The following is a 14638-nucleotide window of genomic DNA, read 5'->3' as shown; positions in this document are numbered from 1 at the left end:
TATGCAGCCGCTGGGAGTCGACGAACCCACCGCCGTGGGCCCCTACCGGCTGCTCGGCCGACTGGGGTCCGGCGGCATGGGCCGGGTCTACCTCGGCCGCAGCGCCGGGGGCCGTACCGTCGCCGTGAAGATCGTGCACCCGCACTTCGCGCTCGACGAGGAGTTCCGTGCCCGCTTCCGGCGCGAGGTCGACGCGGCGCGCAGGGTGGGCGGAGCGTGGACGGCCCCCGTGCTGGACGCCGATCCGGAGGCCGCCGTCCCTTGGGTCGCCACGGGGTACGCGGCGGGCCCCTCGCTGGCCACGGCGGTCACGGACGGGGGGCCGCTGCCCGAGCACTCCGTACGCGTGCTGGGGGCGGGGCTCGCCGAGGCGCTGGCGGCCGTGCACGAACTGGGGCTCGTCCACCGGGACGTGAAGCCCTCCAACGTCCTGCTCACAGTCGACGGCCCGCTCCTCATCGACTTCGGCATCGCACGCGCCACGGACGGCACGGCGTCGCTGACGTCCACGGGGGTCTCGATCGGGTCCCCCGGCTACATGGCGCCCGAACAGATCCTGAGCAAGGGGGTGTCGGGCGCGGCGGACGTCTTCTCGCTGGGCGCGGTGCTGGCGTACGCGGCCACGGGGGCACCGCCCTTCCCCGGGGACTCCTCGGCCTCCCTCCTCTACAAGGTCGTCCACGAGCAGCCCGAACTCGGCGCGCTGAGCGGTGAGCTGCGGGACGTCGTGGAGGCGTGTCTCGCCAAGTCGCCCCAGGACCGGCCGGCTCCGGGGGAGCTGGCCCGGCGGCTGGCCCCCGAGGGAGCGGCCCGGCTGGTGGCGGCGGGGTGGCTGCCGGGGGCGCTGGTGGAGCAGGTGGGGCGAAGTGCCGTACAGCTCTTGAACCTCGAGGCGGCGGGGGAGCGCACGGGGGAGCAGCCGTCCGGGCCGGTGGGCTTCACCAGTCCTTCGGTGGGGGCCGGGCCGGCGGGCACGGTGGGCGCGTTCGGGCCGCCGCCGGTGATGCCGGTCGTGTCCGCGGGGGCGCCTCCGGCCGCCGCGGCCGGGCCCCCGGCGTACCCGGTCACCCCGCCGACTCCGCTGGGCACGCCCACGGGCACTCCCGGCCCCTCCGGCACCTCTGGCCCGTATGTGCCCGAGCCCCGGGACGCGGTGCCGGGGGAGACGGTGGTGCCCGCCGACAAGAGACCCGGCCGGCTCTCCGTCTCCGTCGCCGCCACCGCCACGCCCGGGGAGGGCGGCCGCGGCCGCCGCATGAGCTGCACCGTCGCCCTCGCCGTCGCCGGGGCCCTGGCCGCGGTGACCGTGGGCTCGGTGTTCGTGTTCGACCTGCTGCCCGGGCGGGGCGACGACGACTCGGCGAGCTCCTCCCCGCCCGGCAGCGACGCGTACTCCTCGGCGCCGACGTCCGCACCGTCGGCGTCCTCGTCCGCCTCCACTTCGGTCTCCCCTTCGCCGTCGAGGGAGCCGTCGAGCGAGTCGTCGGGTGGACCGGCCGCCGTCCCCGCCCGCTTCCTCGGCACCTGGGAGGGCGAGGGCACGGGGCTCGGCGGGAGCCTGCCGATGGGGACCTTCCGGATCACCGTCAAGGAGGTCGGCGTGGGCGGGGAGTTGGGACGGCTGCGGCAGACCGACGCGGTCGGCGCGGTCTGCACGGACGTCCTCACCCTGAAGAAGGTCACCGACACCGAACTCGTCACCACGGCGGTCGGAGCCAAGGACAACCACGCCGGCTGCAACCCCGCCGCCCACACGGTCCGCCTCACCACCGTGGGCGACGACCTGAAGTACACCTCGGAGAGCGCGGCCGAGGGCTACCCCGAGGCACGGATGTCGAAGGTCGAGGAGTGACCGCGCTGCTCATCGCCGTCGCCGCACTCTGGGGAGCGGTGACGGGCGCCCTGCTGCCGCGCGCCGCCTACCGCTTCTCCGTGCCCAGCGAGGAACCCTGGCGCCGCACCTGCCCCGCCGGGCACCCGCTGGGCGGATGGCTCGGCCGCGCGAGCTGCCGCACCTGCGGCAAGGGGCAGTCGTACGACCCCGGCGTGCCCCTTCTCGCCAAGTCGTACGGCCCCGGCGGGCTCCTCCTCCCCGCCGTCACCGCCCTCGTCTGCGCCGGCCTCGCCGCCGCCACCGGCACCCGTCCGGAGCTCGCCGTCTGGCTGCTGCTCGCCCCCGTGGGTGTCCTGCTGGCCGCTGTCGACCTGCGGGTACGACGGCTTCCCGACCCGCTCACCCTCCCGCTCGCGGCCGCCGCGCTCGCCCTGCTGGGGCTGGTCTCGCTGGTGCCCGAGCACGCCGGGAGCTGGCCGCACGCCCTGTACGGCGCCCTCGCGCTCGGCGCCGGCTACTGGGTGCTGTGGCGGATCAACCCCGGCGGCATGGGCTTCGGCGACGTGAAGCTGGCGCTCGGCGCGGGGGCGGTCCTCGGGTGGTACGGCTGGGACACCGTGCTCCTCGGCACCTTCGCCGGGTTCCTGCTCGGCGCGCTGTGGGGCGGTGTCCTGGTCCTCGCGGGCAAGGCGGGTCGCAGGACGGCGATCCCGTTCGGGCCGTTCCTGATCGCGGGGGCGTACGCGGGGCTGCTGATCGGCGCGTACACGGCCTGAGGTCGGGCCCGTCACAGGGCTGGCGTAGGCTGGCTTGGTCCGTCCGAACCCTTGACGAAAGGCACGCCCCGGTGACCGAGAAGGCCGACCTTCAGTCCGTCCTCGACCGTGCCGCCGAGGGTGGGCGGATCACTCCGGAGGAGGCGCTCGACCTCTACCGCGACGCCCCGCTGCACGCGCTGGGCTCCGCGGCGGACGCGGTGCGCCGCAGGCGGTACGCGGGCACCGAGCACATCGCCACGTACATCATCGAGCGGAACATCAACTACACGAACGTCTGCGTGACGGCGTGCAAGTTCTGCGCGTTCTACGCCCCGCCCACCGCCAAGGACAAGGGCTGGACCCGCGACCTGGACGACATCCTGCGCCGGTGCGCGGAGACCGTCGAACTCGGCGGCACCCAGATCATGTTCCAGGGCGGCCACCACCCGGACTACGGCGTCGAGTACTACGAGAAGCACTTCGCGGCCATCAAGAAGGAGTTCCCGCAGCTGGTCATCCACTCCCTCGGTGCCTCCGAGGTCGAGCACATGGCCAGGATCTCCAAGGTGAGCGTCGAGGAGGCGATCCAGCGGATCCACACCGCCGGCCTCGACTCCTTCGCCGGCGCGGGCGCCGAGCTGCTGCCCGAGCGCCCCCGCAAGGCCATCGCGCCGCTCAAGGAGTCCGGCGAGCGCTGGCTGGAGATCATGGAGACCGCGCACCGGCTGGGCGTGGAGTCCACGTCCACCATGCTGATGGGCACCGGCGAGACCAACGCCGAGCGCATCGAGCACCTGCGGATGATCCGTGACGTCCAGGACCGCACGGGCGGCTTCCGCGCCTTCATCCCGTACCTGTACCAGCCGATGAACAACCACCTGAAGGGCCGCACCCAGGCCACGATCTTCGAGTACCTGCGGATGATCGCGATCTCCCGGCTCTTCATGGACAACATCGCCCACATCCAGGGCTCCTGGCTCACCACCGGCCAGGACGCGGGCCAGCTGACGCTGCACTACGGCGCGGACGACCTCGGCTCGGTCATGCTGGAGGAGAACGTCGTCTCGGCGGCCGGTGCCAAGCACCGCTCCAACCTCCAGGAAATGATCGACATGATCCGCACGGCGGGCCGGGTCCCGGCCCAGCGCTCGACGACCTACGAACACCTCGTGGTCCACGACGACCTGGCGAACGACCCGGTCGACGCGCGCGTCCAGTCCCACATCTCCTCCACGGCCATCGAGGGCGGCACGGCCCACCCCGAGCTGAAGATCCTCGCGTCCAACTAGGCACGCGGTGCTGACGATCCACACCGCCGACGTCCTGACCCCGGGCGGCGAGAGCCCTTCGCTGCCCGGCGGGGCGGTACTGGTCGAGGGACGGCAGATCACGGCCGTAGCGCTGTACGACGACCTGGTCGCCGCACACCCGTCCGCAAGGGTCCGCCGCTGGCCGGGAGTTCTCACCCCGGGCCTCGTCGAACCGCACGGCCCGGAACTGCTGGAGCAGGCCTACCACCCGGACCCGCGTGAGGACCTGGGCGACGAACCCCTCACGGGCGAGGCGCTGTCGGCCCTCGGCATGACCGACGCGAGGTGGGGCGCGAGCGCGCGGCGAGGAGTGCAGCGGCTGCTGGCGAAGGGGACGGTGGCGGTGGTGGGCCCGTTGCGACGCGCCACGGTGATCGACGCGGTGCACAGGTCGGGTCTGGCGATCGAGCCGGGTCCCACGGAGTCGCTGTTGCTCCCGGGCGCGGACGCGACCTTCGCGGTTTTCGACGCAACGGAATGCGTGGCCACGGTGATCAGGGGCCGCCTGCTGCACAGGCGCAGGTGAGTACCTGAGGGGCGCGGGGCCGTATCGACATGCGGCTCCGCCGCGTGGGCGCGACCAGCCCCCAAAGAGCCGCACCCGAAACTCAACCCCCCAACGCCGCCCCAAACGCCCCCGAACTCTGAGAAACCCCACTGCAATGGGTCAACGCGTCATCCTCATCGGCGTCCCCCTCCCGGCACTGCTGATCCCGGAACGCAGACCACATCGACACCCAAGCCACCTCCTTCGACTCGGCAAAAGCCCGCACCTGCGCCGCGTCGGACAACGTGAACGTCTCCCCGTCCACATCATTCGTCCCGATCATCGAAGTGAGCGCCAAAGCCCGCCACGCAGTGGCGTCCGTGGTCCCGAACACCTCCTTCAACTGACTCTGCGCCGCCTTCGCCGAAGTGACCGCGTAATCCCCCATGTCCCCGTCGTACGACTCCCCGTAGTTCATCGTCATGATGTTGACGGTCGACACCTGAACGGACTTGTCGTTCGCCGACTCCAGCAGCGCCACGCTGTCGTCGTCGAGCCCCGACGGCATGACGGGCAGCGTGAAGGACACGGTGAGACCACTGCGCTCCTCCTGGAGCAACGCGATCGCCTCGGACCGCAGCTCCACCGAGTCGGAGTCCGTCAGCGCGTCCCCCTCGACGTCGAAGTCGGCGAGGGAGGACCCGGCCGCGTCCAGGGCCTTTCCGTAGGCCGCGGCCAGCTTCGCCGCACTGGAGCAGGTCTCGGCCAGCTCCTTCCCGGACGCCCCGCCGAAGGAGACCCGCACCTTCGCCCCGTCCTCCTTCAGCGCACTGATCCGGGACTTCACGGAGGAGTCGCCGACCGCCGCCGTACCGTTCCAGGACGGCGTGCAGTCACTCCCGTCGGCGATCACGAACGCGAGGTTGTACACGGACGGCGAGCCCGCGGAGTCGTTCCCGGACGCCTCGGTCGCGCTGACGTAGGGGGCGTAGGCAGTGCCGGGTGACGTGTCGGACGACGCCTGGGGGGACGCCGTGCGCGTCGCTTCCGGCGCGGGGCCGGCCTCGGCGGAACACCCGGTGGTGGCCAGGGCGAACAGACAGGTGAGCCCGGCGGCCGGCCTCAGGAAAACCCGCATTCTTCATGCACCCGCTCTCGTGATGTTCGTCTCAGGCTCGAAACAAAGGGTTATTCGAAAGGAGAACGTCTCATACGAAGCCGGTGTTCAGAACGGCCGTCGACGCACAGGGAATCCATGGGTCGCACCGCGTGAATGGGGTCAATCGGGCGAACTGATCCGGGCATTCGGCTCCCTTCCGGCCATGGCGGCCCGCGCAGGCGTTCGTGGAATCTCTCAGGGAAAAGACAGGTTAAGGCGTTTCTCATATGCGCCTCACAAGAAGACCTGAATCGGTCACATAAAGACTCCTTAACGTCTGGGGAATGCATTCCGAGCCTGCCATCGAAAACCGTGCGGACATGCGCGGTCGCCGCCGCAAACGCGGTAGTAACGGGTCCGCCGACGGTCCCGTGTTCGTTGACAACTCCGGACGCCGCTCCAAGATGCTGCGCCGGATCGGCCTTCTCCTCGGCGTCCTGTGCCTCGGCTACGCCGTGGTGCTCGGCCTGGCCTTCATGGGCATCGGCGTCTCCAGCACGTCGCTGCTGCCCTTCGCGGGCGGCGGACCGCGCGGTTCCTCGAACTCCGGCCCCGGTGGCTTCCAGCCCCAGGGCGGCATCGGCACCCCGCCGGTCCGGCCCACCGGTACCCCGCCCACCGCCCCGACCGCCTCCGCGGCCGCCAACTGACCCGAACGGCCCACCACATGACCACGACGACGCCCTCCCGCGGCCGCCGGCGTGCCCCCACCCGCATGGAGCGGGCGGCGGGCAAGGCCGCGGCGTTGCAGAAACCGCGGGTCATCCTCGCCCTGCTGCTCCTGCTCGGCCTGACCAGCGTGATGCTGCTCGACGGTTATCTGCGCGCCGAGGTCGGCGGCGACGAGCGGGTGCGCGACGGTGCCAGCTCCAGCAAGGTCCCCGACAAGATCCTCGACGGCGGCCCGATCGTCAGCTTCCGGGGCGGCCAGGCCACCACCACCTCCGTCCCCGCCAGGACGATCGCGCTCACCTTCGACGACGGCCCGAACCCGACGTACACGCCCCAGGTTCTGAAGATCCTGGAGAAGTACGACGTCCCGGCGACCTTCTTCGTGGTCGGCTCGATGGTCTCGCGCTACCCCGGGATCGTGAAGGACATGGTCGACCAGGGCAACGAGGTGGGCGTCCACACCTTCACCCACGTCGACCTCTCCTACCAGAGCGACGCCCGCATCCGGCGCGAGATGACGCAGACCCAGCTCGCCCTCGCGGGCGCGGCCGGCATCACCACCACGCTGTTCCGGGCGCCGTACTCCTCGGAGACGGACGCGATCGACAACTACAGCTGGCCGGTCTACGAGAAGCTCGGCGAGGAGGGCTACACCAGCGTGTTCGTCGACACCGACAGCGACGACTGGAAGAAGCCCGGCGTCTCGAAGATCGTCCAGTGGGCCACCCCGTCCGGGACCTCGGGCGCCTCCGTGCTGATGCACGACGCCGGTGGCGACCGCGAGCAGACGATCGCGGCGCTGCCGAAGTACATCGAGAAGATGCGGGCGAAGGGCTACACCTTCACCACCATCAGCGGGGTCGTCGAGGCGCAGAACACGGGCGCGCGGTTCCTGGGCGGCGACCGGAACGGCGACCGGAACGGCACTCAGACCGGCACGGAGGCCGGCACCCAGACCGGCACCCGCCGTCTCCAGGCCGCCCATCGCGAGGCCACCGGCACCACCCTCTACGAGGGCAAGGCGCTCGTCGCGGCCGTCGCCGTCGCCGAGTACACGGTGCCCACGCTGTCGGTCGGGCTGGTGATCGTGGGCGTCGCGGTCATGGGCCGGTTCGGGATGATGCTGGTCCTCGCGCGCCGCCACCACCGACAGCGCAACCGGCGCCGCTTCAGCTGGGGACCCACGGTCACCCGGCCGGTGACGGTGATCGTCCCGGCGTACAACGAGAAGGAGTGCATCGCCAACACCCTGGAGTCCCTGGCGAGGAGCACCCACCCGATCGAGGTGATCGTGGTCGACGACGGCTCCTCGGACGGCACCTCCGAGATCGCCCGCGAGGCCGCCCACCGACTGGGCATGACGAACGTGCGGGTCATCCGCCAGGAGAACGCGGGCAAGCCGGCCGCCCTCAACAACGGCGTCCGCAGCGCCAGTCACGACATCGTCGTGATGATGGACGGCGACACCGTCTTCGAGCCGGACACCGTACGGCAGCTGGTGCAGCCCTTCGCGAACGAGGAGGTCGGCGCGGTCGCCGGCAACGCCAAGGTCGGCAACCGCAACACGGTCATCGGGGCCTGGCAGCACATCGAGTACGTGATGGGCTTCAACCTCGACCGCCGCATGTACGACCTGCTGCGCTGCATGCCGACGATCCCGGGCGCGATCGGCGCGTTCCGCCGCGAGGCGGTGCTCCAGGTCGGCGGGATGAGCGAGGACACCCTCGCCGAGGACACCGACATCACCATCGCGATGCACCGCGCGGGCTGGCGGGTCGTCTACCAGGAGCACGCCCGCGCGTGGACCGAGGCGCCGGGTTCCCTGAAGCAGCTGTGGTCGCAGCGGTACCGGTGGTCGTACGGCACCATGCAGGCCCTGTGGAAGCACCGGAAGTCCCTCACGGACAAGGGGCCTTCGGGCCGTTTCGGCCGGGTCGGGATGCCGCTGGTGGTGATCTTCCAGATCGTCACGCCGGTCTTCGCCCCGCTGATCGACGTGTTCACCGCCTACTCGATGATCTTCGTCGACTTCCGGGCGGCGCTGTACGCGTGGCTCGCGGTCCTCGGCATCCAGCTGGTGTGCGCCGCGTACGCCTTCCGCCTCGACAAGGAGAAGTACCGCTATCTGCTGATGATGCCGCTCCAGCAGCTGGCCTACCGGCAGATGATGTACCTCGTCCTCATCCACTCCTGCATCACCGCCCTCACCGGCGGTCGCCTGCGCTGGCAGAAGCTGAAGCGCACCGGTGAGGTCGGGACGCCGGCGGGGGTGGGCTGAGGTGGGTTCGCACAGAAGAGGAGACGTCCGAACGGCTCCGCCCGCCGATACGGCCCCGATGCCGCAGGTCGTCGTGTCCCCGCCCCGGCCCGAGACGCCCGGCCGCGACCGCTACTTCGACACCCTGCGGGCCGTCGCCCTGATCCGGGTCGTCGCCTATCACACCTTCGGGTGGGCCTGGGCCGGCATGGTCTTCCCGTCCATGGGGATCATGTTCGGCCTCGCCGGCACCCTGATGGCCAGGTCGCTGGAGAGACCGGCGGTCACGGTGGTCAGGAGCAGGATGCGACGCCTGCTCCCGCCGTTCTGGTTCTGGGGCGTCTTCGTCGTCCTCGCGATGCTGGTCCACGACTGGATGCCGGGCTGGCAGCTCGTCTTCTGGGTCGTACCGCTGGGGGACCCGCCGGGCAACGCGTGGGGCGAGCAGGCCTGGGAGATCCTCTGGTACCTGCGCACCTACCTGTGGTTCGTCCTGCTGTCCCCGGCGCTGCTGAGGGTGTTCCGGCTCGCCCCGGTGCCGGTCCTGCTGCTGTCCCTCGCCCCGGTCGTGGTCTTCCAGTTCCTGTGGGAGCCGCCGGACAACCGCCTCGGCAGCGCCCTGACCGACCTCGCGACCTTCCTGTTCTGCTGGCTCCTCGGCTTCGCCCACCGGGACGGGGTCCTGGAGCGGCTGAAGCCGTTCGCCGTCGTCGTGCTCTCGCTCGCCGCGATCGGGTTCGGCGGCTGGTACGCCGTCACCCACCAGGCCGGGACGGGGTCGTACGACCTCGACGACATCCCCCTCGCCCAGGCCTTCTGGTCCGCCGGGTACGTGACGCTGCTGATGTGGGCCAAGGCGTACTTCGGGATCGACTTCGCCCGGCTGACCCGCTTCCGCCGCACCGACCGTCTCGTCACCGTCTTCAACTCCCGCGCGGTGACGATCTACCTGTGGCACGAGATCGCGCTGGTCCTGGCCGTGCCGCTGATCGACCGGTTCTGGGACGTGCCCGCCTTCGAGAAGTGGCTGCCGCTGGAGAGCCAGTGGTTCATGTTCGGCGTCGGGTGGGTGCTGATCGCGGTGTTCGTCCTGGTGTGCGGCTGGGTGGAGGACGTGGCCGGGAAGAAGAAGCCGCAGCTCCTTCCGGGAGGGCGGCCTGCAAGAATGGGTCCGTGACCCGCGCTTCCCTGAACAAGCAGCCGCACGAAGTCGCCTCGATGTTCGACGACGTGGCGGAACGGTACGACCTGACCAACGACGTGCTCTCGCTCGGCCAGGACCGGGCGTGGCGCAAGGAGGTCGCCAAGGCGGTCGACGCCCGTCCCGCGCAGAAGGTCCTGGACCTGGCGGCGGGCACGGCCACCTCCTCGCTGCCCTTCGCGCGCACGGGCGCGTACGTCGTCCCCTGCGACTTCTCCCTCGGCATGCTCAGGGTCGGCAAGAAGAACCACCCCTGGCTGCCGCTCACGGCCGGCGACGCGACGAGGCTGCCCTTCAAGGACGACACCTTCGACGCCGTCACCATCTCCTTCGGGCTGCGCAACGTCCAGGACACCGATGCCGCCCTGCGCGAGATGTACCGGGTGACCAAGCCCGGCGGCCGGGTCGTGATCTGCGAGTTCTCGCATCCCACCTGGGCGCCCTTCCGCACGGTCTACACCGAGTACCTGATGCGCGCCCTGCCGCCGGTGGCCCGCGCGGTCTCCTCCAACCCCGACGCCTACGTCTACCTCGCCGAGTCCATCCGCGCCTGGCCCGACCAGCCGGCCCTGGCCGAACGCCTCCAGAAGGCGGGCTGGTCGAAGGTGGCGTGGCGCAACCTCACGGGCGGGATCGTGGCCCTGCACCGGGGCGTCAAGGAGAGCTGACCGGCTCCTTCCGCCGCGAGGGCGTCGAGGAGTGCCGACCCGCCTTCTCCAGGGCGCCCTCAGCCGAGTCCCGTCGTACAGCGGACGTGGTACGGGTCGCCCGGCTCGTCCAGTTCGCGCTGGAGGCCGCCGCTCGGGGACCTCGGGACGCGGGGCTCGTGGACGCCTCCGCCGCCCTCTCCGGGACCGAAGTCGAACCAGACGTACACCATCGACTCCCGCGGCACCTCGGCACCGGGCTGCGGGTACTGACGTACGACATAGTCGACGACGGCCTGATGGAAGTCCTTGCGGTCCGGCGCATTGATGAACAGGCCCTGCGCCTGGGCCGTCTCACGCGCGTCCACTGCCATGAGTCCGACCAGACGCGGTACGCGCACTTCGGGTGTTTTGGGTGTTATGCGCACAGATGTCACCCCCAGCGGTACTGGAAGGGTAACTCCGCCCCGGCGGCAGCCGGAAGTGCCGGGTTTCGTTCTGTAGCAGACGGCTACGCTGGGTCACCGTCTCGGAGGGAGAGCCGGAAGCAGAGGGCCTCTTCCGGGAGCTGCGGGTGCGGATACGTCTCCGCGAGGTCCATACCGAGGCGCTTGGTGACCGCGATCGACCGTTCGTTGCCGGGTCTGACCATCGCCACCACGTCGGTGACGCCCGCCGCCCGGAGCCGCTCCAGCGTCATCCGCGCGGCCACGGTGGCGTACCCCTTGCCCCAGAACTCCCGCCCGAGCCGCCAGCCGATCTCGATCTCACCGGTCGGCCCCCAGTCCCGCGGCCAGGGCTGCGCGCCGGTGAAACCGATGACCCGGCCGCTCTCGTCGACCATGGTCCACAGGCAGAAACCCAGCTCGGCGTCGTGCCGCCGCTGGCGCGCGGTGAGCTCCTCGTAGACGGACAGCTCCGCGGACTTGCCGCCGTGGAACTCCATGACGTCCGGGTCGTCGAAGACCCGGTGCCAGGCGACGGCGTCCTCGTCGGTGGGGACACGGAGCCGTACTACGGGCAGAGCTCGGTTCACTGGGGCAGCCCTTCAGCCGGGTGATCAATTCTGCTGAATAGACTGCCCATGTCCAGTGCCGGTCGGCACGCAGATTTCGAACTTGGGGAGATCCCGCCGTGACCGAGCCCCTGTCCGAGAACACCGCCGATGTCATCGTCGTCGGCGCGGGGCCGGCCGGCTCCACCACCGCGTACCACCTTGCCAAGGCCGGACTCGACGTACTCCTGCTGGAGAAGACCGAGTTCCCGCGCGAGAAGGTCTGCGGCGACGGTCTGACCCCGCGTGCCGTCAAACAGCTCGTCGCCATGGGCATCGACGTCTCCGAGGAGGCGGGCTGGCTGCGGAACAAGGGCCTCAGGATCATCGGCGGCGGGGTCCGCCTCCAGCTCGACTGGCCGGATCTCGCCTCCTTCCCCGACTACGGCCTCGTCCGCAAGCGCGACGACTTCGACGAGCAGCTCGCCCGCCAGGCCCAGAAGGCCGGGGCGCGGCTGTACGAGCGCTGCAACGTCGGCGCCCCCATCACCGACGAGCGCACGGGCCGGATCACGGGCGTGCACGCGAAACTCGGCGAGGACAAGCGCGAAGTCACCTTCCACGCGCCCCTGGTGGTCGCCGCCGACGGCAACTCCACCCGGCTCTCCCTCGCGATGGGCCTGCACCGCCGCGAGGACCGCCCGATGGGCGTCGCCGTACGGACGTACTTCGAGAGCCCCCGCCACGAGGACGACTACCTGGAGTCCTGGCTGGAGCTGTGGGACCGGCGCGGGCCCGGCGAGGACCGGCTGCTGCCCGGCTACGGCTGGATCTTCGGCATGGGCGACGGCACGTCCAATGTCGGCCTCGGCGTCCTGAACACCTCCGACTCCTTCAAGGAGCTCGACTGGCGCGAGGTGCTGAAGGCCTGGTGCGCCTCCATGCCGGAGGACTGGGGCTACACCCCGGAGAACATGACCGGGCCGATCCGCGGTGCCGCGCTCCCCATGGCCTTCAACCGCCAGCCCCACTACACCCGCGGCCTGTTGCTCGTCGGCGACGCCGGCGGCCTGGTGAACCCCTTCAACGGCGAGGGCATCGCCTACGCCATGGAGTCCGGCCAGATCGCCGCCGACGTCATCGTCCAGGCGCACGCCCGGTCCACGCCCGCGGGCCGCGAGATGGCGCTCCAGCGCTACCCGCGCGTCCTGAAGGACACCTACGGCGGCTACTACACGCTGGGCCGCGCCTTCGTGAAGCTCATCGGCAACCCGAAGGTCATGAAGATCGCGGCCCAGCGCGGCCTGACCCACCCGGTGCTCATGAAGTTCACCCTGAAGATGCTCGCCAACCTCACCGACCCCACGGGCGGCGACGCGATGGACCGGATCATCAACGGGCTGAGCAAGGTGGCGCCGAAGGCGTGACGCGGGGCCCGCGCCGGGGGCATCGTGGAGGCATGGACGCAGGAGTCGCGTTACCGCTCTTCGTCATCCTCATCACGGTCTCGGTGTGGGCCCTGATCCGCTCACTCAGGCGCTGAACGTGCCCCGACCGCCGCGAGGCGCTCCGGACCGGCCCTGACCGCCCCGCAGCGCCTCGACGTTGGCCGCCCGGCGGGCGAACACCTCGTCCCGCCGGTCCGCCACCTGCCCGAGCGCCTGCCTGCGCTCCCGCCGGGACAGCCGGTCCAGATACACGTGCCCGTTCACATGGTCGGTCTCGTGCGCCAGGCACCGAGCGAAGTACCCGGTCCCCTCGATCACGAGCGCCGCACCGTCCTTGTCGAACCCCCGCACCACGGCCCGGTCCGGCCGCGGTACGTCCATCACGGCGCCCGGCACCGACAGGCACCCCTCGCCGTCGTCGAGCAGCCTGCGCCCGGACGGGGCGAGCGGGTCGAGGACCGGGTTCACGATGTGCCCGACATGTCGGACACCATCGTCGTCGGGGCAGTCGTACACGAACAGCCGCAAGTCGACGTCGACTTGGTTGGCCGCGAGCCCGGCCCCGTCCGCGACGTACATCGTGAGGAACATGTCGTCGATCAGCGCGGCGAGGTCGGGCCCGAACTCGGTCACGTCCCGGCACGGCTTGTGCAGGATCTCCTCGCCGACCTCGGTGATGCGCCGGACCTTCCCGCGCCGGGCCTCGGGTGCGAGCGGCGGATACGAGTCGGCGGGCCTGCCTTGTACGAACACACTGGGCATGGTGATGTCTCCTGTCCCGTGAGGGGGGGTGCGGATGTGGACGGCAGATGTGGACTGCCGAACCCATCCAACCCCGGACAGGAAACGGAAAGGGCCGCAACCCCCGAGCGGCTGCGGCCCTTCCATGCGTTCATGCTGTCCCGGTGACCCAAATGTCCCCGGGTGTCCCGGTGTCAGAGCACCCGCACCGCGCCGGTCGGCGGGTCGTAGGACATCGGCTTCTCGGCGACCCCCGTCGAGGGGTTCTGCGCGCCGACGAACATGCCGTCACCGACGTACACCGCCACGTGGTACGCGCTGCCCGCGCTGCCCCAGTACAGGATGTCGCCCGGCTGAAGGTTGCTCAGCGAGACCTGGGTGCCGGCCGTCGACTGGTCCTGCGAGACGCGCGGCAGGTCGATGCCCACCTGCTTGAAGGCGGTCTGGACGAGACCGGAGCAGTCCCAGGAGCTGGGGCCGGTGCCGCCGGAGACGTACGCGTCACCGATCTGTGCCTTCACGAAGGCGATGACCGCGGCGGCCGAACCGGTCGCCGTGGACGAGCTCGTGGAGACACTGGCGCCCGCCGAGGCGGACAGGGTGGCCCGCTCGGTGCTGCGGGACGCGGCCTCCTCCGCGGCGGCCCTGCGGGCCTCCTCGGCCTTCTTCTTGGCCTCAGCCTTCTTCTTGGCCTCCGCGAGGTCCGCCTTGGCCTGCTTGGCGGCGCTCGCCGCGGCGGCGTCACGCTCGGCCTGCAGCTGGAAGTTGGCGGCCGCCTGCTGCATGGCGTCGGCGGACTCGGCCACCTGGCTGCCCAGGTCGGCCGAGAGGGTGGGCAGTTCGAGGGTCTGCGTCGTCGACTCGGCGGCGAACGCCGAAGCCGACGCGCCCGCCGCTGCCATGCTGAGAACGCCACCGGCGACTCCGGCACGCACGGCGATCGAAGTCGTCGCGCTGCGGCGGGGTTTCCGGTGGCTGCGTATGTGAGCGGTGTGGGACATGGGAACAACTGGTATCAGGGGCTCCTCCATACCTTCAAGAAACGTGTGCTGCGCCACAGTTGTTCAATCGGCGGCCCGAATCCCTGGTGTGCGGCTCTTTATTGACGCCGTAACGGACATTGCGGGCGC

At 70.7% G+C, this 14638-nt stretch carries 14 protein-coding genes; 9 read left to right on the top strand and 5 right to left on the bottom strand.

Annotated features, from left to right (window positions below; genetic code table 11):
- Position 1 precedes the first annotated feature (1 nt).
- The 4 genes from OHN19_RS17695 (at position 2) to OHN19_RS17680 (ending at position 4428) form a co-directional block, all read left to right on the top strand.
- A complete protein-coding gene (locus OHN19_RS17695; protein WP_330265105.1) occupies positions 2-1852 on the top strand; it encodes a serine/threonine-protein kinase in 1851 nt (616 codons plus the stop codon).
- Positions 1849-2610 (top strand): A24 family peptidase, encoded by a 762-nt coding sequence (locus OHN19_RS17690; protein WP_330265104.1) that lies wholly within the window; start codon positions 1849-1851, stop codon positions 2608-2610. Before OHN19_RS17695 ends, OHN19_RS17690 begins: the two co-directional genes overlap by 4 nt.
- A gap of 71 nt (positions 2611-2681) precedes the next feature.
- Positions 2682-3881, top strand: a complete 1200-nt coding sequence (gene mqnC, locus OHN19_RS17685; RefSeq protein WP_330265103.1) for a cyclic dehypoxanthinyl futalosine synthase — start codon at positions 2682-2684, stop codon at positions 3879-3881.
- A gap of 7 nt (positions 3882-3888) precedes the next feature.
- Positions 3889-4428, top strand: a complete 540-nt coding sequence (locus tag OHN19_RS17680) for a hypothetical protein (protein WP_330265102.1) — start codon at positions 3889-3891, stop codon at positions 4426-4428.
- 82 nt (positions 4429-4510) lie between these two features.
- On the opposite strand, the gene OHN19_RS17675 is transcribed toward OHN19_RS17680, so the two are convergent.
- Entirely contained in the window at positions 4511-5527 is a 1017-nt protein-coding gene (locus OHN19_RS17675; RefSeq protein WP_330265101.1) for a chitinase, read from the bottom strand.
- A gap of 341 nt (positions 5528-5868) precedes the next feature.
- On the opposite strand from OHN19_RS17675, the gene OHN19_RS17670 reads away from it, so the two are divergent.
- Genes OHN19_RS17670 through OHN19_RS17655 form a run of 4 tightly spaced genes read left to right on the top strand, consistent with a single transcriptional unit; the run spans position 5869 to position 10346 of the window.
- A complete protein-coding gene (locus tag OHN19_RS17670) occupies positions 5869-6198 on the top strand; it encodes a hypothetical protein (RefSeq protein WP_330294117.1) in 330 nt (109 codons plus the stop codon).
- A 17-nt stretch (positions 6199-6215) separates the two neighbouring features.
- Positions 6216-8498, top strand: coding sequence for a bifunctional polysaccharide deacetylase/glycosyltransferase family 2 protein (locus OHN19_RS17665; RefSeq protein WP_330265099.1), 2283 nt, complete (start codon positions 6216-6218; stop codon positions 8496-8498).
- 58 nt (positions 8499-8556) lie between these two features.
- Positions 8557-9654 (top strand): acyltransferase, encoded by a 1098-nt coding sequence (locus tag OHN19_RS17660; protein ID WP_330265098.1) that lies wholly within the window; start codon positions 8557-8559, stop codon positions 9652-9654.
- Positions 9651-10346 (top strand): demethylmenaquinone methyltransferase, encoded by a 696-nt coding sequence (locus OHN19_RS17655; RefSeq protein WP_330265097.1) that lies wholly within the window; start codon positions 9651-9653, stop codon positions 10344-10346. Before OHN19_RS17660 ends, OHN19_RS17655 begins: the two co-directional genes overlap by 4 nt.
- A gap of 59 nt (positions 10347-10405) precedes the next feature.
- On the opposite strand, the gene OHN19_RS17650 is transcribed toward OHN19_RS17655, so the two are convergent.
- Positions 10406-10726 (bottom strand): PASTA domain-containing protein, encoded by a 321-nt coding sequence (locus OHN19_RS17650; protein WP_330265096.1) that lies wholly within the window; start codon positions 10724-10726, stop codon positions 10406-10408.
- A 110-nt stretch (positions 10727-10836) separates the two neighbouring features.
- Positions 10837-11361: a GNAT family N-acetyltransferase gene (locus tag OHN19_RS17645; RefSeq protein ID WP_330265095.1), complete on the bottom strand. Its 525-nt coding sequence runs from the start codon at positions 11359-11361 to the stop codon at positions 10837-10839.
- 98 nt (positions 11362-11459) lie between these two features.
- On the opposite strand from OHN19_RS17645, the gene OHN19_RS17640 reads away from it, so the two are divergent.
- The gene (locus OHN19_RS17640) at positions 11460-12746 is read left to right on the top strand and encodes a geranylgeranyl reductase family protein (RefSeq protein ID WP_030322084.1); all 1287 of its coding nucleotides are present in this window, start codon (positions 11460-11462) and stop codon (positions 12744-12746) included.
- Positions 12747-12851: 105 nt separating this feature from the next.
- Here the strand turns inward: OHN19_RS17640 and def are convergent, their stop codons facing one another.
- Positions 12852-13529, bottom strand: coding sequence for a peptide deformylase (gene def / locus OHN19_RS17635; RefSeq protein WP_330265094.1), 678 nt, complete (start codon positions 13527-13529; stop codon positions 12852-12854).
- A gap of 173 nt (positions 13530-13702) precedes the next feature.
- Positions 13703-14509, bottom strand: a complete 807-nt coding sequence (locus OHN19_RS17630; protein ID WP_330265093.1) for a C40 family peptidase — start codon at positions 14507-14509, stop codon at positions 13703-13705.
- Positions 14510-14638: the final 129 nt, after the last annotated feature.

Source organism: Streptomyces griseorubiginosus (assembly GCF_036345115.1).
Lineage (GTDB): Bacteria > Actinomycetota > Actinomycetes > Streptomycetales > Streptomycetaceae > Streptomyces > Streptomyces griseorubiginosus_C.
Note: the sequence above shows the minus strand (reverse complement) of the source record. Positions and strands in the feature narration are given on the sequence as shown.

What these genes read in the sequence shown, in the direction of transcription:
- def (WP_330265094.1), bottom strand. Translation starts at nt 13,529, where the DNA reads ATGCCCAGTGTGTTCGTACAAGGCAGGCCCGCCGACTCGTATCCGCCG.
- OHN19_RS17665 (WP_330265099.1), top strand. Translation starts at nt 6,216, where the DNA reads ATGACCACGACGACGCCCTCCCGCGGCCGCCGGCGTGCCCCCACCCGC.
- OHN19_RS17660 (WP_330265098.1), top strand. Translation starts at nt 8,557, where the DNA reads ATGCCGCAGGTCGTCGTGTCCCCGCCCCGGCCCGAGACGCCCGGCCGC.
- OHN19_RS17675 (WP_330265101.1), bottom strand. Translation starts at nt 5,527, where the DNA reads ATGCGGGTTTTCCTGAGGCCGGCCGCCGGGCTCACCTGTCTGTTCGCC.
- OHN19_RS17695 (WP_330265105.1), top strand. Translation starts at nt 2, where the DNA reads ATGCAGCCGCTGGGAGTCGACGAACCCACCGCCGTGGGCCCCTACCGG.
- OHN19_RS17630 (WP_330265093.1), bottom strand. Translation starts at nt 14,509, where the DNA reads ATGTCCCACACCGCTCACATACGCAGCCACCGGAAACCCCGCCGCAGC.
- OHN19_RS17670 (WP_330294117.1), top strand. Translation starts at nt 5,869, where the DNA reads ATGCGCGGTCGCCGCCGCAAACGCGGTAGTAACGGGTCCGCCGACGGT.